The sequence below is a fragment of the Paenibacillus sp. FSL P4-0081 genome, assembly GCF_000758565.1.
Taxonomy (GTDB): domain Bacteria; phylum Bacillota; class Bacilli; order Paenibacillales; family Paenibacillaceae; genus Paenibacillus_AQ; species Paenibacillus_AQ phytohabitans.
On record NZ_CP009280.1, the window covers coordinates 5,581,829 to 5,599,571 of the forward strand.

Genomic DNA, 17,743 nt, shown 5'->3' on the forward strand with positions numbered 1-17,743 from the left:
CTGAAATCGTTAACAATTCTATTTTCCCGGAGAGATGTCATGATTACCATCAAAGATATTGCACGCGTCGCCGGCGTCTCCCACACGACTGTATCCAGAGCGCTGAACGGCAGCCCGCTGATCAAGAAAGTCACCCGGGATAAGATTGAGCGAATCGCCGCGGAAATGAATTATGTGCCGAATTACAGCGCCAAGAGTCTGGTTACGAAGAGATCGTTCACCATCGGGCTGTTCTTCTCAAGCATTGAGCAGGGTACTTCAGCCAGCTTCCTGGTTGATGCTATCAAAGGCATTACGCATATCCTGGATGAGAACTACAATCTGACCGTTAACGGAATAGACGGTGTCCATAACTTCAGCAATATTCAGCCCCAGCGTTTCGACGGCATTCTGGTCATGAGCCAGAGCGATGAGGATAATGCCTTCATCTATCATGTGAAGAAGATGGGCATACCACTTGTGGTGCTGAACCGTCAGCTGGAGGACCCGGGCATTATGAATGTTGTAGCCAATGACCGCGAAGGCGTGAAGGAAGCCATTGATTACGCTGTGCTTCAAGGGCACCGGAAGCTGGCTATTATTGAAGGGAAGCCCGGCTTCAAATCGTCCAGCGAACGCAAACAAGGGTTCATGGACAGCCTGATTGCAGGCCGTCTGGAGCTGAATCCCGATTATTTCGCTTCAGGGGATTACAGCATCGAGAGCGGCTATGAGGCGATGACGGCGCTGCTCAGCCTTGAGGATCAGCCTACCGCTGTATTTTGCTCCAACGATGATATGGCCATTGGCGCGATGAACGCCTGTTATGCCCATAAGGTAGATGTGCCGGGACAGATATCCCTGATCGGATTCGACGACATTATGTTCGCCCGCTATACGAATCCTGCCCTGACCACCGTCCGCAAGCCCATTGCAGAGATCAGTGAACTCGGTATGAAAATGCTGATTCAGCTGCTGATCCAGCCCGAAACAGAGCCGCAGCAGCTATTCGTCAAGACCGGCCTCATGGTACGCGATACTGTCGCCAAGATCTGAGCGCAGGGTTCTGCCGCAGTGAATTAACGGTATGTGCCGGGTTATCCGGCTTGCCCGTTTTGTATTTTCAGCAGACACGAATAACGTCTTACAAAGACGGAATTTCCGGGTTTGCTCAAAATAAAATGTTAACGTGTGCATTTATGACATTATATTTTAAAAGGAGATCATGACCATTATGACAAACCGTTTATCCAGAAGCACTCACCCGGAGTTAACCCTGCATCCCGAACGAATGATCCAATTCGGTGAAGGCAATTTCATGCGCGCCTTCGTGGACTGGCAGCTGCAGCAGATGAACAACCAAGGCCTGTTCAACGGAAGCGCAATGCTGGTACAGCCGATTGAACAGGGGCTCGGCAGATTCATGGCCGCCCAGGATAATCTCTACACCGTGCTGCTGAACGGCATTATGGATAACCAGACAGTCAACTCGCGGGAAATCATCTCTTCGGTCAGCCGCGTGATCAACCCTTATAGCGATTACGGGAGTTACCTTGCGCTCGCTGAGAATGATGAGCTGGAATTCATCACCTCCAACACGACGGAAGCCGGTATTACCTATCTTCCGGGCGACCGTGCAGACGGCACGCCGCCGAAGAGCTTCCCGGGCAAGCTGACTGCGCTGCTCCACCGCCGTTTCGAGCTGGGCAAAAAAGGCTTCGTCATCATCCCCTGCGAGCTGATCGACCGCAACGGCGAGAAATTGCAGGAGATTGTGCAGCAATACGCCGCTGACTGGAATCTGGGCGGGGAATTCCTGCAATGGCTGAAGGAGGAGAATACCTTCTGCTGCAGTCTGGTTGACCGGATCGTTCCGGGTTACCCGCGTGATAAGGCCGCTGAGCTGGAAGCTGAATTGGGGTATCTGGACAATGTGATGGTTACGGCTGAGCCATTCCTGTTCTGGGTCATTGAAGGACCGGAATCACTTACTGAACGGCTGCCGCTGGCCAAGGCCGGACTGAACGTTGTGGTCACCCCTGATATGACTCCATACCGCGAGCGCAAGGTTCATCTGCTGAACGGGCCTCATACGGCTATGGTTCCTCTGGGTTTGCTGGCGGGTCTGGAAACCGTTGAGGATATTATGAATGACGAAACGTTCTCCCGCTTCGTGAAGCAGCTGATCGAAGATGAACTGATTCCTATGCTGGATCTGCCTGCTGAAGAGCTGCTGTCCTATGCGGATGCCGTGCAGGAACGGTTCAGAAATCCGTTCATCCGCCATGAGCTGACCTCCATCTCGCTGAACAGCATCTCCAAATTCAAAACCCGGCTGCTCCCGGTGCTGCTCCGCTATCAGCAGGAACGCGGCAAGCTTCCGGAGCGCATAACGCTCGCCTTCGCCGCTCTCCTGCTCAGCTACCGCGGTGACCGTGTGCCGCTGCAGGACAGTCCGGAAATCCTGGAGATTTTCACACAGGCATGGAGTGATCCGGCAACCTTCGCAAGCACTATTCTCAGCAACACCAGCCTGTGGGGACAGGATCTGTCCTTGCTGCCCGGACTGGAAGCTGAAATTAACGCCCATCTGCAGCAGCTGGAGAAGCAGGATTCCCGCGCCGCTCTGCAGCAGCTTGTCGGCTAAAGCAATAACTAACAAAACTTAGGAGGGTCCAACATGAAGCACTTAATGAAAATGAACCCCAGAGATACAGTAGCTGTAGCCCTGCGGCCGATATCGGCCGGGGAGCAGCTCACCATAGACAGCTTGACGCTTCAGGCAGCACAGGATATTCCGCAGGGCCACAAGATTGCCCTGACTGATTTCCAGACTGATGAGGTTATCACCAAATACGGTTATCCTATCGGCCATGCCATCGCTCCGATTGCCGCAGGGGACTGGATTCATACGCATAATATCAAGACCAATCTGTCCGGCGAAGAGGAATATGAGTATGTGCCGGATGTTCACCAGGTTACCTACCCCCGGCGTGATCTGACCTTCCAGGGGTACCGCCGGAGTAACGGCAAGGTCGGCATCCGTAATGATCTGTTCATTATCCCGACTGTGGGCTGTGTGAACGGGATTGCCGAGCAAATGCTGCAGGAGTTCAAGGCTGAGCATCCCGATCTTGGCGGCTTCGATAACTTCACGGTGCTGAAGCATCCATACGGCTGCTCGCAGCTCGGCGATGATCACCGCATGACCCGCAGCATTCTGCTCGACGCGGTCAACCATCCGAACGCCGGCGGGGTGCTCGTGTTCGGGCTCGGCTGCGAGAACAACATTGTCGCTGAATTCCGCAGCATGCTGGGGGATTATGACGAGTCACGGGTGAAATTCCTGGTTGCCCAGGAGGTGGGCAATGAGGTAGAAGCCGGCCTTGAACTGCTGGAGCAGCTGTATGAGGCTGCGAAGAACGATGTCCGTGAGCCGGTTCCGCTCAGTGAGCTGAACATCGGCCTGAAATGCGGCGGCTCCGACGGGTTCTCCGGGATCACAGCCAATCCGCTGCTGGGGGCATTCTCCGACTTCATCATCTCCCAGGGCGGAACCTCGGTGCTGACGGAAGTGCCGGAAATGTTCGGTGCAGAGAAGATGCTGATGGCGCGTGCAGAAAGCCATGAGGTCTATGAAGAGATCGTGTCGCTGATCAATAACTTCAAGCAGTATTTCCTCTCGTACGGCGAACCTGTATACGAGAATCCTTCTCCAGGCAACAAAGCCGGCGGCATCAGCACCCTGGAGGACAAATCGCTGGGCTGCACCCAGAAGGCCGGAACTTCGCCGGTGGTCGATGTGCTGCAATATGGCGTGAAGCTGCGCAAAAAAGGGCTGAGCCTCCTTCAGGCTCCCGGCAACGATCTGGTAGCCGCCTCCGCTCTCGCTGCTTCGGATTGCCAGCTGGTGCTGTTCACTACCGGACGCGGAACGCCCTTCGGCAGCTTCGTACCTACGGTGAAGGTGGCCACCAACAACGATCTTTTTGCCAAAAAAGGCCACTGGATGGACTTCAACGCCGGTCCTCTGCTGGAAACACCGATGGCCGATGTGCTGGAGGAATTCATCACTTATATCATTGATGTCGCCAGCGGCCAAAAAACACGGAACGAGCAGAATGAAGTGCGCGAGCTGGCTATTTTCAAAACCGGCGTTACGCTATAAACCCTATCCAAATTCATGCAAAGGGAGATCTTATCCATGTTTCTTAATGAAGATTTCATGTTATCCGGCGATACCGCACGCCAGCTCTTTCATCAGCATGCCAAAACAATGCCGATTGTCGATTACCATTGCCATCTGGACCCGCGCGAAATCTATGAGGATAAACCGTTCGAGAACCTCACGGCAGCCTGGCTTTATGGAGATCATTACAAATGGCGGCTGATGCGCGCGAACGGTGTGCCGGAATCGCATATTACCGGGGATGCCTCCGATTATGATAAATTTCTGGCCTGGGCCCGCACACTCCCGAAAGCCATCGGCAACCCGCTGTACAGCTGGACCCATCTGGAGCTCCGCCGCTTCTTCGGCGTTAATGAGCTGCTGAACGAAGCTTCTGCACCGGCCATCTGGGAGAAGGTGAACCGCAAGCTGGCCGAACCGGCGTTCACCCGCCGCGGTCTGATCCGCAGTTCGAACGTCAAGGTAATCTGTACTACGGATGATCCGGCAGACTCGCTGGAATACCACAAGCTGCTCAGAGACTCTGAGACCGCGTTCCAGGTGTTCCCGACCTTCCGTCCCGACAAGGCACTGAACATCGATGCCGAAGGCTTCAGCGCCTGGATAGGCAAGCTGGAGCAGGCTACAGGTCAGCAGGTCAAGACTTATGCGGCCTTGCTTGAGGCACTGAGCAACCGTGTGGACTTCTTCCATGAGAATGGCTGCCGCCTGTCGGACCATGCCCTTGATGTGCTGCGTTACGAAGCCGGTGAACCGGAAGCTGCCCAGGCGGTCTTCGCCAAAAGACTGCAGGGTGCTTCCCTGTCACCGCAGGAAATCACCCTCTACCGTACAGAGCTGCTGACTGCACTGATCGGCTTCTACCAGGCCAAAGACTGGACCATGCAGCTTCATCTGCATGCCTACCGCAACAACAACACGCCAATGTTCCGGAAGCTAGGGCCGGATACCGGATACGACGGCATTAACGACCTGCCGCTGACCACACCGCTGTCGCAGCTGCTTGACCGTGCCGAGAGCGGCAGCGGGCTGCCGAAGACCATCCTGTACTCGCTGAATCCCGGCGACTACCCTGCCCTCCTGGCTTTGCTAGGCTGTTACCAGAAGGATACCGCCGGCAAGCTCCAGCTCGGCTCCGGCTGGTGGTACAACGATACGCGCAGCGGTATGCGCCAGCAGTTGACGCTGCTGGCTGACAACAGCCTGCTGGGTAACTTCGTCGGCATGCTGACCGATTCACGCAGCTTCCTCTCTTATACCCGGCATGAATATTTCCGCCGGGTGCTCTGTGAGCTGATCGGTGAACTCGTGGAACGCGGTGAGGCACCGGATGACATAGACTTACTGGGTTCAATGGTAGAGGATATCTCCTACAATAATGCAGCAGGCTATTTCGGCTTCCAGACCTCCGGCAGCCCGGTGGAGGTTACCGCCCGGGTGAAGGAGCGCTGAAGATGCCGACTATCTATATTGCCGGAGATTCTACCGCAGCCCGGAAGGCGGCCTCCGAATCGCCGATGACCGGATGGGGAGAATTTCTGCACGGGCATGTGGGACCGGAGGTGCGGATTGAGAACCGGGCAGTGAACGGACGGAGCACACGCTCCTTCCTGACTGAAGGCAGGCTTGCAGAGATCGAGCAGGACTTCCAGGCTGGAGACTTCCTGCTGATTCAGTTCGGTCATAATGACCAGAAGATTGAAGATCCGGCGCGTTATACGGATCCGGATACCGAATACCGCCAGAATCTTAAGGTATTTATCGATTCCGCCCGCAGCCGCGGCGGGTTCCCGCTGCTGCTGACCTCTGTGAGCCGCCGCCGCTTTACAGCGGAGGGTGAACCTGATCCTGAGGCCGTGGGGCCATACCCGCAGGCCATGCGCGAGGTTGCAGCGGAGACCGGAACACCGCTGCTCGATATCTTCGCCTCCTCGCAGCAGCTCTACCGCTCGCTGGGAATCGAAGGCTCACAGCAGCTGTTCATGCATCTGCCGCCGGGAAGCCATCCCAATTACCCTGACGGGATCGCGGATGACACCCATTTCTCGCAGGCAGGCGCGCAGCGGATCGCCTCGCTGGTAGCGGAAGCGATGGAACAGACTGCGGGACTCTCGGCTCTGCAGCCTTACTTGCGGGTATAGCGCGGTAACCTCATCGCTTGACTTGGCCGCCCTGTGCCCTTGCGGACACAGGCGGCCTTATTTGCGGGAAATTGCAGAGCAAAGGAGTAGAACATATGACCGTACCGTTTCACCTCGGCGTCCGCGCCCATGATTTCAACCCATGTGCTTTGCCGCAGCTGATTGAGAAGCTGGAAGAACACAGCTTCTCCTCTATTCAGTTCGCGCTGCATAAGTCCTTTCCGGAGAGTGCGCCCAGACTTGGCGCACTCAGTCCGGGAACGGCTGCCTATTATGGCGAAGCCTTCAGGCAGGCCGGCATCAGGATTGCTGTGCTCGGCTGCTATGTAAACATCATTGATCCTGATCCCGCCCGGCGCGCACAGGCATTAAATGACTTCAGTACCCATCTGCGGCTGGCCCGTGATTTCGGGGCAAGTCTGGTAGGTACCGAGACAGGCAGTGTGGGAAAGGGATATACGCCGGATAATTTCACGGAGGAAGCTTTTGAACAAGTTGCGGCTTCTGTCAAAGCAATGGTTGCGGAAGCAGAGCGTTTCGGGGTGACGGTCGGCATCGAGGCAGGGATTAACCACCCGCTTCACACGGCTCAGCTGACCAGACGGCTGCTGGACGAAGTGGCCTCCAGTAATCTGCAGATTATATTCGATGCAGCCAATCTGATGACGCCGGATAACTACCTGCAGCAGGAGAGTATTGTTGCAGAGGCTCTTGAGCTGCTGGGTGACCGGATCGCGGTGCTGCATCTGAAGGATTTCACGGTCAGGGATGGGCGGATTAAGATCGTCCCTGCAGGACAGGGACTGCTGAACTTCGCTCCGCTGCTCCATTACATGAAATATAACCGTCCGCATATTCAGGGCCTGCTGGAGAGCACTCCCGAAGAGCATATGCGCGGCAGTGCAGAGCTGCTCCGGCGGATGTATAACGAAATATGAATAAATGCCCCGGCCATATGGCGTACGGGGCACTTGTTCATGTTCGACCCGGTTTAGGGGCCGGTTCAATACTAGAAATGAGCAATTTATAGTAACCGGTCCTTCGCTCCGGTCCTAAGTGTATTTTGTACAACTAAAGTGATCAATTTTTGCGCTGCGAGGGTTTTAATTGCACTTTGTACACTTAAAACCCCCATATTCCGTAAAAGTAGACTTACCGCTGATTTTAATTGTACTGAATACAGTTAAACGGACAATCCGGTTTTTCACCATCTGTTTAATTGCACGAAATGCAATTAAATCTATTCACTTCACACTAGTTACTCTCAAAATATGTGCAAACGCAGGGTCAGTGGATCCAAATTACACAACACATAACATTTCATGTGACGTTTCTACATTTGAGCAACTGATATAGCAATAAGACCGCTCTCCAATGCCGGGCGGTCTTATCTTTTTAAATTTAAACAGAAGGATTATCCTTTATCCTGCGATATTACGCAGACTTGAACCTGTTGTTATACCCCGGCATCCGGCGGGATCACACCTTTTTTGAGAATAATATTCCCGTACAGCGCCTCTTCCCCGGTGATCACGATCACATAGCTCCGCTTCGAGCGGTTGTAGAATTCAAAACGCTCCTCATACTCCACCTGTGCCGCAGCGTCATGTTTGGCCAGGATCTCCTTGTACGTCTCCCATATCACCGGAACGGTAGGATCACCCTCCACTACAGCCATGAATGCCGCCTGCGCGGGCACATAGTGATCCAGCGGAAGCAGCTCCAGGATCGCGTCCAGCAGCATGGGAATGCCAATGCCGTCCGCCCGGAGCACTCTGGAATGCAGCCCGTGGCCCGGATAATTGGCATCCGCCAGGACCAGTTCATCCCCATGGCCCATTTCCATCAGGGTACGGACCAGCTCGGGGGAGAGGAGCTTGGGTATTTTTTTGAGCATGACTACTATCCTCCTTCATTCCTGTGTCGAAGCCACGGCTTACATGCCGTAGAACGATCTCAAAGCTACCAGCTCCTCGATCCGGTGCTGAGGAAGCTCACGTTCTCCGCCGATCATCCGGGTCAGGAAGGTCAGCTTCGCCGTGTACTCCAGCCGCTCCATATTCATGTAGGCAGCCATTACATCCTTGCCCCAGGTCAATGCGCCATGGCTCTCCAGCAGGACAGCCGTTTTCTTGCCGAGGAAGGGGATCAGTGAATCCGGAATCTCTTCGGTTGAAGGCGTTCCGTATACCGCCAGTGGAATATCCCCCATGGCAATCACCGACTCCGGCATCATCATCTTGTCGAGCGCTTCGCCCTTGATGGCAAAAGCGGTAGCATACGGCGGATGCGCATGAACTACACCGCCCATCTCCGGCAGCTCATTGTAAATCTTCAGATGCATCTTCACTTCCGTAGATGGCCGGTAGCCTTCCGCAGCTTCAAGGATATCTCCCTGCAGATTCACTTTGACCAGCATATGCGGCTGCAGATAGCCTTTGCTGACTCCTGTTGGTGAGGTGATTACCTCTGTAGCCGACAGGCGTGCCGAGATGTTGCCGTCATTGGCGGCAATAAAGTCCTTATTAAACAGATTGCGGCCGATATCACAGATAAGCCGCCGCAATTCCTCTTCCTTCGTATTCATCATTGTCCTCCTTGATCGCTATGGATAATTGTTAAAGCCGGCTGATACCGGACAGGGGCACTGGAACGGGCTACAATTGTTCTGGCTTCGGATGCTTCAATCGCTCCCAGTGCCGTCAATTGCACCAATACGTTGCCGATTGCACTCGCCTCTACCGGTCCGGCAATGATTTCTTTGCCTGTGGCATCCGCTGTAAGCTGGCATAGCAGCTTGTTCTGGATGCCTCCGCCGACCATATGAATGCAGCTGACCGGGCTGCCTGTGAGTGTCTCCAGTTCGCGGATCGTGCTGGCGTAAGACTGGGCCAGGCTCTCCAGAATGGTACGGATGATCTCCGCCCGGCTCTGCGGTACAGGCTGGCCTGTGCGGATACAATACGATTCAATCCGCAGCGGCATATCCCCCGGGGTGCTGAAGAGGGGATCGTTCGGGTCCAGAACGGCTATGCGCGCTGTCGACCGGTCCAGCCCCTCAGCCAGCTCTGCCGCCTCCTGATGGCTGAGCGGTTCTCCCGCTTCTGCCCAGCCGCGCTGGGTCTCCTGCAGCAGCCACAGGCCGGTGATATTCTTCAGCAGGCGGTTCGTGCCGCCGAAGCAGCTCTCATTGGTGAAGCCGTAGGCGTCGGCCTCGGCGCTAAGTACGGGCTCCTCAGTCTCCAGGCCGACCAGCGACCAGGTTCCGCAGCTGATGAAGGCGGCGGAACCCTCAACGCCGTTCGAGCCTCCAAGCCCGTAAGGGATGGAAGCCACAGCGGAAGCAGTGTCATGCGAAGCCCCGGCAATGATCTTGAGCGGGCCGGAACCAAGCTCTTCCTGCAGGCCTGGCCGAAGCTCGCCGATTACAGTGCCCGCCGGCACCAGCCGGGGAATCAGCTTCACCGGCAGCTCCAGCCTGCGCAGCACTTCGCTTGCCGGAGCAGACGAATCCGGATTCAGCAGGCCGCTGGTGCTCCAGATGGTCTGCTCGGCGACCGCCGTGCCGCTGAACATATAATTGAACAGGTCAGGCATCATCATCAGCAGACTGGCCTTTTGTGTAAGCTCCGGATTAGCCTGCAGATCGGCAAATAATTGATACACCGTATTAATCGGGCTGGACTGGTTGCCCGTCAGCCTGAACTGCTCTTCAGGAGGCAGGGCAGCCTCCAACGCCAAAGCAATACCCTCCATCCGCTGGTCCCGGTAGTGATGCGGGGAGTACAGCAGCTCCCCCTCAGCATCCAGGAAGCCATAGTCGACTCCCCAGGTATCGACACTCAACGACTGCAATGGGCCGCGGGACTTCACGGCCTCCAGAATCCCCTGCTTCATCTCATGAAACAGCTGCTGGACATCCCAGTACAACTGCCCGTCAGCCTCTACGGGCCCGTTAGGGAAGCGGCGGATTTCTTCCACCTCCACCTTCCCTCCAGCATACGTTCCCAGCATGACCCTGCCGGAGCTGGCACCCAGATCGATGGCCAGCAGCTTGATTATCTCTTCGCCCATGTTCTCTGCACCCGCTTCACTTTGAAGATTTAGTAGAGCGGCCCAAAGTTACGGCAGGCTCTGTAGTCAGCACTTTCCAGATCCTCTGTGCCGAATAGCGACCAGACACGCGGCCGGAAAATACGCGATTCCTCCACGTTATGCATACTGACCGGAATCCGCAGGATCGAGGCTAGGGTAATCAGATCGGCTCCAATATGCCCGTAGCTGATCGCACCGTGGTTGGCGCCCCAATTGTTCATCACATCATATACAGACTGGAACGAGCCCTTGCCTGTCAGCTTAGGTGCGAACCAGGTTGTCGGCCAGGTAGGGTCCGTTCTCTGATCCAGCGTATCATGCACTTCTCCCGGCAGCTCCACCGTGAAGCCTTCCACCAGCTGGAGCACAGGCCCGAGGCCCTTGACCAGATTCAGCCGGGCCATGGTGACCGGCATTCCGCCCTTGGTCAGGTAGTCTGTCGAGAAGCCGCCCCCGCGGAAATATTCCTGCGAGGCCGGGCGGAACTGGGTCTGTGCGAGACAGGCAGCCTCTTCCTCATCCGTGATGTCCCAGAACGGCTTGATCGCCGGCTTGCCGTCAATGCTCTGCTCACCGGTTCCGTCCAGTGCCGCTGAACCGGAGTTAATCAGATGCAGCAGACCGCCTGCCGCTGCCCCCTCCAGCTCGTATCCGGTTACACGCTTCACCGCAGCCGGACTCCAGAAGGTACGGACATCGGCAAAAATCTGCGCCGTATTCGTCAGCAGATAATTGAACAGCATCGTGACCCCGTTCAGGCTGTCGTTCTCGGTCGCGACAATATAAGGTGCCCGTCTGCCGTTCCAGTCGAACGAGGAGTTAAGAATCGTCTCCATGAAATCACCGTTCGGGAAGTGATCCGTCCATTGGCGCTGGCCCTGGAAGCCGCCCAGCAGAGCGTTGTGGCCGTCCGCTTCTTCCTCGAAGCCGAGCTTCGCCAGCTCCGGATTGCCGATCATCAGATCGCGGGCGATCAGCGCCATTTTGACACAGGTCTCCCATTGCTCTTCCTTAACCTCTTCGCTGAGCTGCAGATGCTGCGGGTTATTGTCCGCTCCCACCCGGCAGTTGTCCTTCACCCAGGCCAGTGCCCGCCCCAATTCCTCAGGATCATAGATCTCTTCCTCGAATCTCCGGACATATTCAGACATATCGATATACTCATTGCGCATGCCGAGGTACTCCTGGAAGAACTGCTCGTTGACGATGGAACCGGCGATCCCCATGGATACGGAGCCCATCGACAGATAAGACTTCCCTTTCATCAGCGCAGCCGCAAGTGCCGACTTCGCGAACTGGAGCAGCTTGGCCTGTACATCCGCTGGGATCTCTTCACTGCTGGATTCCTGAACATCTTCGCCGTAGATGCCAAAGGCCGGAATTCCTTTTTGCGCATAAGCAGACAGCACTGCCGCCAGATACACCGCCCCGGGGCGTTCCGTTCCGTTAAATCCCCATACCGCATGCGGAATAGAAGCATCCATATCCATCGTTTCTGATCCATAACACCAGCAAGGTGTGACCGTAATTGATACACCTACACCCGCACCTGCGAACTTCTGCGCTGCCGCCGCAGCTTCCTTCACACCGCCAATGGTAGAATCAGCAATAATACACTCCACCTGCGAACCGTCCGGATAAAATAAATTCTCCTGCAAAAATGCCGCCACACGCTGTGCCATCCCCATAGTCTGGGCCTCAAGCGATTCACGCACCCCGCGTCTTCTGCCGTCAATCGTAGGCCGGATACCAATCTTCGGATAATTTGCTGTCACTGCCGTTCCTCCCCGGAATCAATGGTTGATTTGGATAAAATAATTTCATTGGAGCAGTACACTCCGATTAGTAAGCGCTATCAAATACAGCCTGCTACTGTCTGCAAACTCTGGGCATTCTCCGCCGACTAATCCTTTTCTTCTCCATCATAGATTTCATAACCCATAAAGTCAACAATATTCCACACTTTTTATTTGATATTTATGTGGTATTATGTGATATAATTCAAATATAGTGTGGGATCATGCTCGTTTTAATAATTTAAGTTTTGGAGAAATATGTAGTAAACTAGTTGATATACTATGGCTAGAACTATTTAATCAAGGGTGGGCAACGGGATGAAGGCTTTTGAACGGCGGGATCTGGTAATCAACGAGCTATACAGGCATAAGAAGGTTCACGTAGCGGACCTGGCGCAGAAATTTGGTGTATCGGAGGAGACCATCCGGCGTGATCTCGACCGGCTGGATAAAGAGGGTATTGCCAAGAAGAATTACGGCGGGGCGATTCTGAACGCCCATACCAACGAGGACCCCTCCTACTCCCACAGGCATCAGGTCAACATTGAAGCGAAGCGGATGATTGCCGCATGTCTGCTGGAGCTGATCAGTGACGGGGACAGTGTGATGACTGATACCAGCACAACGGCTTTTGAAGGCTTGCGGAGAATCGTGGAGGACAAAAAAAATCTGACAATCATCACCAATTCCCTGGCGGTATTGTCAGAGTTCCAGCATTCCGGACAGAAGCTCATTTCCACGGGAGGCATCCTGGGTCCGGAGACCAGCTCTTTTGTTGGGCCGACGGCGTCGCAGACGATCCTGAAATATAATGTGGATGTGGCCATCTTCAGCTGTAAGGCGCTCTCCATGACCGGGGGACTCAGCGATTCGAACGAAGCGGAGACCGAGCTCAAGGTTCTGATGCAGCAGCAGGCGAACAAAGTTGTGCTCCTTGCCGACCATTCCAAGTTCGACCGGATCGCCTTCATCCGGCTGTTCAGCTTCGACAAGGTCGATTATATCGTCACCGATCAGCGGCCGTCCGAAGAATGGATTGATTTCTTAAGCAAATATCAGGTGTCTCTGCTCTATCCTGCGCTGCAGTAGCGCAAACTCTGCACCGGAAGGAGGTGAACCACAGTATGGGGATGATCCAGATTGCTGCAACCTCCGCACCACTGTGGTTTCCGCTGGTTCTCGCCGCCGTCGGCGTGTGTCTGATTTCGCTTTTGTGGATGGTGTTCAAGAAATTCGGCTGATCTTTTTGAATGCGCTTACTTGGAGTCTGGAGTGCTGTTCTTAAAAGCCTGCGCCGACACATAGACGAACCGTTCGGCTCTGGCCATCATATGAAATTTCTGCTCCGGGAAGTGGCGGTACAGGTGATCGACGAAATACCCCGGATTCTCGGCGTTACCGGCGTACAGATCATAATGCAGCGGAACGACGGTCTCAAAACCGCTGGTCGCCGCAAACTCCGCCGCTTCCCGGTAGTTCATATTGCCGACAATATTGCGGCTTCCCCGGTAATAGTCGCGGCCGTTAATCGGCAGCAGCGCCAGGTCGATCTTCCGGCTGCCGACTTCCTCAATCAGCTCAGGGAACAGAACCGTATCTCCGGCATGATACAGCGTGACCCCGTTCAGCTGCAGGATGTAGCCGACATACTTGGGGTTGCCCTGTTCATCGCGCTCCAGCTGTTCATGCGCCGCAGCAACCGGGAACACCTGCAGGCCGGGTGCGGGTTCTGCTGCATGAGCAGGCAACGCTGCGGTTAGGCGCTCCTTCTGTATTCCGAGTCCCTGCAACCGTTCCAGGCAGACCGCCGGAGCTATAAACCGGGCTGCGGGATTGAGCTCTGCAAGCATCGGCAACGCCCGCTCATCCAGATGATCCGAGTGGTCATGGGTGATCAGGCATACCTGCATGTTCGTAATCTCCGCAGGCGGAATCGGCGGCGGGAACGTCCGGTCCGGGTCAGGAGAGACATATGGATCAATATAAACGGTCACCTCTGCCCCTTTGATAATCACACTGGCTTGTCCCAGAAACCAGACGGCCAGACAGCCATAGGGCACCTCGGTCGCCCGGACTTCCTCGATCAATTCTTTTCCTGTTAACGGCATGTACATGCCCTCCCTTCTTCTCGGCAAAATTCTAACCCAAAACCAGCTTGCACGCAAACGCGGCCCGCAGGCCCCTGGCTTCAATCGCGGATTTTGCTCCTCCGCCCGTTGTCTTACCGCTGCACAATCCCCTTCCCTGCCATCCCGCTTCTGTGGACCGGCGCGTGCTTCATGCAGGTCTGACAGGCCGGTTCGTCCGCCAGGCTATACATCCGGATCATAGATGCACTACTATAGATAAAGAATTAGATAATAAAATAGATAAATGAAATAGCAACATTCCAATCAAACGGAGGGAAAGTCATGAGTGAAATTGCTAACACACCAGCGCCCCCTTATTATGCAGTGATTTTCACATCCGAACGGACAGACGGGGATAACCAATATGCGGAGATGGCCGAGGAAATGGACAAACTCGCAGCCGCCCAGCCAGGATTTCTTGGAGTAGAGAGCGCCAGAGATGGTGTAGGGATTACTGTCTCTTATTGGGATTCTCTCGAGGCTATCCAGCAATGGAAGCACAACGAACGGCATCTGGTCGCCCAGCGGAAAGGGATTGCGGACTGGTATATGACTTATAAGACAAGAATCTGCAAGGTTGAAAGAGACTATGGATTTGAAAAGGGGAGCCCCCCGGTCCGTTAGTCCACCCCAAAAATTAATGGTTAGGTACCGGCTGAATCCCGCATTGAAATTAGCAGCTGCTTAAATGGTGATCATTGGTCATATCCACTCTGGCTCTGCATCATTAGTAGCAATTGGAGAAACGTATCTTAATTTGAACATTTTGGAGCTTAAGAGGTAATTAGTTGGAGAAACGTCATTTAATTTCGGGCATAATCCCTACTCCAGACTATTTCCGGCAAAGTAAGTGCCGTTTATCCAACTGCTGCCCGGCAAGTGCGCCTCCGTTCATGATCAAGTGGAGAAAATCCAATTATTTCCTACCGCCAACGCTGCCACACTCCTGCCAACTACCAATGCTGTTCCCCGTTTCTTCAGGTGCTTCTTCGAAGTTATTCACATTTGTGGGAATTGAATGATTTCCTAATCTACCAAAAAGCGCGTCCCGTTCGGCTGCTGCTTATTGCTGCAAATCCCCGCTTGTTACCAATGCCATTTGATGGGTACAATATTTAGATAGTGTACTTCTACTAAAGGACAGGTAAAGGACAGGTGAAATGCATGCAGAATCACGGATTCGCGCGAGTCGCTGCCGCTTCCCCCGAGCTCAAGGTGGCCGACTGCGTATTCAATTCCGAACAAATTATTGAAGTCATAAATAATGCCGCGGCACAGGAGGTTGAGTACCTGGTACTCCCGGAACTGTGCATCACGGGGTACACCTGTGCGGATCTGTTCCTGCAGCCCAGGCTGCTGGACGCCGCCACGGAGGCACTGCTCCGGATCACTGCCGCAACGGCAGAACATACAATGATCGTTATCGCCGGCCTGCCCATCTCCATCAAGAGCCGGCTGTTCAACTGCGCTGCCGTCATCCAGCAGGGTCATATTCTCGGAATTGTCGTGAAGACCTGCATTCCCGGTTATAGCGAATTCTACGAGCCGCGCTGGTTCGCCGGTGCGGAAGAACTGGAAGTGTCCGAGCTGCGGATCGGCGGAGCCGTTGTACCCATCGGCAATGATCTCATCTTTGCCTGCGAGAGCAATGGCAATGTATCCTTCGGCGTGGAGATCTGCGAGGATCTCTGGGTGCCGGTGCCTCCAAGCAGCCTGCTGGCCCAGGCAGGGGCAACGCTTCTGTTCAACCCGTCTGCCAGCAATGAGCTGGTCGGCAAAGCCGATTACCGCCGCCAGCTGGTGGGCAGCCAGTCCGCTTCCTGCGTAGCCGGTTATGTCTATGCCGGCTGCAATACCGGCGAATCCACCACGGATGTTGTATTCGGCGGGCACTCGCTGATCGCAGAGAACGGCCAGCTGCTGGCCGAGTCTGAACGCTTCACCCATGAGAGCCGGATGATCACCGCCGATATTGATCTTCCGCGGATTCAGTATTCCCGCACCGTGATGGGCACCTTCCGGGCCGGCAAGGGCGGCCGTAATTACCGCGAGCTGCTCTACGTTTCACCCGTCCGTGAGAACAGCCAGCGTGAGCTCAAACGGACGGTCGGCGTCAATCCGTTTGTTCCGGGTAACCCGCTGCAGCGTGAAGAACGCTGCCAGGAGATCCTCTCGATCCAGACCTCCGGCCTGATGAAGCGCATCCGCCACATCGGCACCAAGCAGGCCGTGATCGGCATCTCCGGCGGCCTCGACTCTACGCTTGCGCTGCTGGTCGCAGTGCGGGCAATGGAGCTGCTCGGCCGTCCGGCCAGCGATGTGCTTGCCGTCACAATGCCGGGCTTCGGCACAACGAACCGGACCTACGACAATGCTGTCGGCCTGATCAAAGCGCTCGGCGCCTCGCTTCAGGTCGTTGATATCAAGGCTGCCTGCCTCCAGCACTTCGAGGACATCGGCCATGACAAAGATGTGCATGACTTAACTTATGAGAATGTCCAAGCCCGGGAGCGTACGCAGATTCTGATGGACCTCGCCAATAAGAACGGCGGCATTGTCATCGGCACCGGCGACTTATCCGAGCTGGCGCTTGGCTGGTGTACCTATAACGGCGACCATATGTCCATGTACAGCGTGAATTCCGGCATTCCGAAGACGCTGATTCAGTATGTCGTCGCCTGGTATGCGGATCATGAAGCCGATGAGACGGTGGGCAAGTTCCTCTACAGCATCATCGAGACCGGAATCAGTCCGGAGCTGCTGCCGCCTTCCGCAACCGGAGAGATAGTCCAGCTTACGGAGAATATTCTGGGACCTTACATTGTGCATGATTTCTTCCTGTATTACATGCTGCGTACAGGGGCTTCGCCCGGCAAAATGCTCTACCTCGCCCAGCACGCCTTCGGTGAGGCTTATCCCAAAGAGCAGCTTGTTGCCTGGCTGAAGGTATTCGTTACTCGCTTCTTTACCCAGCAGTTCAAGCGCTCCTGCCTGCCGGACGGACCAAAGGTCGGTACGGTCAGCCTCTCGCCGCGCGGCGACTGGCGTATGCCGAGTGATGCATCCGCTGCACTCTGGCTGCGGGAAATCGAAGAATTGTAATCACCGCCTGGGCGCTCGTGAGGACGCTCCGCGAACAGACCGTTGTTCCAATCGCTGTGCTCTCCAGATTTTTTTATTCCCCTTAGCGGTGAAAATCCGGAGACCAAGGCGACCGCTAACGCTTTTCCACAATCGTTCTGTCCTCTCCGCTGTTTAAGCGGGAATCGTATCTTCAATCTTAAAACAGAGCAGCGATCCTCGCTTATTGGAGGATCGCTGCTCTGCTGATTTTTTACAGTTTATTTAGAATGCACTTTTTGGAAAGCCCCTTTTTTATTAACCGCCCTAGTCAGTTACTGCACTTCCTGCCCG

At 54.9% G+C, this 17,743-nt stretch carries 14 protein-coding genes; 9 read left to right on the forward strand and 5 right to left on the reverse strand.

Annotated elements, in window-relative coordinates:
• Nucleotides 1-39 precede the first annotated feature (39 nt).
• The 6 genes from P40081_RS24095 to P40081_RS24120 all read left to right on the forward strand — a co-directional run bounded on the left by P40081_RS24095 (nucleotide 40) and on the right by P40081_RS24120 (nucleotide 7,247).
• Complete coding sequence (locus P40081_RS24095) at nucleotides 40-1,035, forward strand: LacI family DNA-binding transcriptional regulator (RefSeq protein ID WP_042138806.1); 996 nt, start codon at nucleotides 40-42, stop codon at nucleotides 1,033-1,035.
• A 178-nt stretch (nucleotides 1,036-1,213) separates the two neighbouring features.
• Nucleotides 1,214-2,626 carry a tagaturonate reductase gene (locus P40081_RS24100; protein ID WP_081970074.1) on the forward strand — a complete coding sequence of 471 codons (1,413 nt, stop codon included), beginning with the start codon at nucleotides 1,214-1,216 and terminating at the stop codon, nucleotides 2,624-2,626.
• A 33-nt stretch (nucleotides 2,627-2,659) separates the two neighbouring features.
• Complete coding sequence (locus tag P40081_RS24105) at nucleotides 2,660-4,147, forward strand: UxaA family hydrolase (RefSeq protein WP_042138808.1); 1,488 nt, start codon at nucleotides 2,660-2,662, stop codon at nucleotides 4,145-4,147.
• A 36-nt stretch (nucleotides 4,148-4,183) separates the two neighbouring features.
• Nucleotides 4,184-5,620: a glucuronate isomerase gene (gene uxaC / locus P40081_RS24110; protein ID WP_042138809.1), complete on the forward strand. Its 1,437-nt coding sequence runs from the start codon at nucleotides 4,184-4,186 to the stop codon at nucleotides 5,618-5,620.
• Nucleotides 5,621-5,622: 2 nt separating this feature from the next.
• Entirely contained in the window at nucleotides 5,623-6,309 is a 687-nt protein-coding gene (locus P40081_RS24115) for a rhamnogalacturonan acetylesterase (RefSeq protein WP_042138810.1), read from the forward strand.
• Nucleotides 6,310-6,404: 95 nt separating this feature from the next.
• The gene (locus P40081_RS24120; protein ID WP_042138811.1) at nucleotides 6,405-7,247 is read left to right on the forward strand and encodes a sugar phosphate isomerase/epimerase family protein; all 843 of its coding nucleotides are present in this window, start codon (nucleotides 6,405-6,407) and stop codon (nucleotides 7,245-7,247) included.
• 518 nt (nucleotides 7,248-7,765) lie between these two features.
• Here P40081_RS24120 and fucU read toward each other — a convergent pair.
• Genes fucU through P40081_RS24140 form a run of 4 tightly spaced genes read right to left on the reverse strand, consistent with a single transcriptional unit; the run spans nucleotide 7,766 to nucleotide 12,179 of the window.
• Entirely contained in the window at nucleotides 7,766-8,206 is a 441-nt protein-coding gene (gene fucU / locus P40081_RS24125) for an L-fucose mutarotase (RefSeq protein WP_042138812.1), read from the reverse strand.
• A gap of 39 nt (nucleotides 8,207-8,245) precedes the next feature.
• Complete coding sequence (locus tag P40081_RS24130; RefSeq protein WP_231575179.1) at nucleotides 8,246-8,899, reverse strand: class II aldolase/adducin family protein; 654 nt, start codon at nucleotides 8,897-8,899, stop codon at nucleotides 8,246-8,248.
• Nucleotides 8,896-10,383, reverse strand: a complete 1,488-nt coding sequence (locus P40081_RS24135; protein ID WP_042138814.1) for a rhamnulokinase — start codon at nucleotides 10,381-10,383, stop codon at nucleotides 8,896-8,898. The genes P40081_RS24130 and P40081_RS24135 overlap by 4 nt, the downstream gene beginning before the upstream one ends.
• 29 nt (nucleotides 10,384-10,412) lie before the next feature.
• The gene (locus P40081_RS24140) at nucleotides 10,413-12,179 is read right to left on the reverse strand and encodes an L-fucose isomerase (protein WP_042138815.1); all 1,767 of its coding nucleotides are present in this window, start codon (nucleotides 12,177-12,179) and stop codon (nucleotides 10,413-10,415) included.
• Nucleotides 12,180-12,518: 339 nt separating this feature from the next.
• Between P40081_RS24140 and P40081_RS24145 the strand changes: the two genes are divergently transcribed.
• Nucleotides 12,519-13,289 (forward strand): DeoR/GlpR family DNA-binding transcription regulator, encoded by a 771-nt coding sequence (locus P40081_RS24145; RefSeq protein WP_039295325.1) that lies wholly within the window; start codon nucleotides 12,519-12,521, stop codon nucleotides 13,287-13,289.
• Between the two features lie 167 nt (nucleotides 13,290-13,456).
• Here P40081_RS24145 and P40081_RS24150 read toward each other — a convergent pair whose 3' ends face one another.
• The gene (locus P40081_RS24150; protein ID WP_231575180.1) at nucleotides 13,457-14,308 is read right to left on the reverse strand and encodes an MBL fold metallo-hydrolase; all 852 of its coding nucleotides are present in this window, start codon (nucleotides 14,306-14,308) and stop codon (nucleotides 13,457-13,459) included.
• Nucleotides 14,309-14,611: 303 nt separating this feature from the next.
• On the opposite strand from P40081_RS24150, the gene P40081_RS24155 reads away from it, so the two are divergent.
• Nucleotides 14,612-14,953, forward strand: a complete 342-nt coding sequence (locus tag P40081_RS24155) for an antibiotic biosynthesis monooxygenase family protein (protein WP_042138817.1) — start codon at nucleotides 14,612-14,614, stop codon at nucleotides 14,951-14,953.
• Nucleotides 14,954-15,493: 540 nt separating this feature from the next.
• Nucleotides 15,494-17,431 (forward strand): NAD(+) synthase, encoded by a 1,938-nt coding sequence (locus tag P40081_RS24160; protein WP_042138818.1) that lies wholly within the window; start codon nucleotides 15,494-15,496, stop codon nucleotides 17,429-17,431.
• Nucleotides 17,432-17,743: the final 312 nt, after the last annotated feature.

Bases quoted from the DNA above. Each gene is read 5' to 3' on its own strand.
- P40081_RS24095 (WP_042138806.1), top strand. From the start codon at position 40: ATGATTACCATCAAAGATATTGCACGCGTCGCCGGCGTCTCCCACACG.
- P40081_RS24100 (WP_081970074.1), top strand. From the start codon at position 1,214: ATGACAAACCGTTTATCCAGAAGCACTCACCCGGAGTTAACCCTGCAT.
- P40081_RS24105 (WP_042138808.1), top strand. From the start codon at position 2,660: ATGAAGCACTTAATGAAAATGAACCCCAGAGATACAGTAGCTGTAGCC.
- uxaC (WP_042138809.1), top strand. From the start codon at position 4,184: ATGTTTCTTAATGAAGATTTCATGTTATCCGGCGATACCGCACGCCAG.
- P40081_RS24115 (WP_042138810.1), top strand. From the start codon at position 5,623: ATGCCGACTATCTATATTGCCGGAGATTCTACCGCAGCCCGGAAGGCG.
- P40081_RS24120 (WP_042138811.1), top strand. From the start codon at position 6,405: ATGACCGTACCGTTTCACCTCGGCGTCCGCGCCCATGATTTCAACCCA.
- fucU (WP_042138812.1), bottom strand. From the start codon at position 8,206: ATGCTCAAAAAAATACCCAAGCTCCTCTCCCCCGAGCTGGTCCGTACC.
- P40081_RS24130 (WP_231575179.1), bottom strand. From the start codon at position 8,899: ATGATGAATACGAAGGAAGAGGAATTGCGGCGGCTTATCTGTGATATC.
- P40081_RS24135 (WP_042138814.1), bottom strand. From the start codon at position 10,383: ATGGGCGAAGAGATAATCAAGCTGCTGGCCATCGATCTGGGTGCCAGC.
- P40081_RS24145 (WP_039295325.1), top strand. From the start codon at position 12,519: ATGAAGGCTTTTGAACGGCGGGATCTGGTAATCAACGAGCTATACAGG.
- P40081_RS24150 (WP_231575180.1), bottom strand. From the start codon at position 14,308: ATGCCGTTAACAGGAAAAGAATTGATCGAGGAAGTCCGGGCGACCGAG.
- P40081_RS24155 (WP_042138817.1), top strand. From the start codon at position 14,612: ATGAGTGAAATTGCTAACACACCAGCGCCCCCTTATTATGCAGTGATT.
- P40081_RS24160 (WP_042138818.1), top strand. From the start codon at position 15,494: ATGCAGAATCACGGATTCGCGCGAGTCGCTGCCGCTTCCCCCGAGCTC.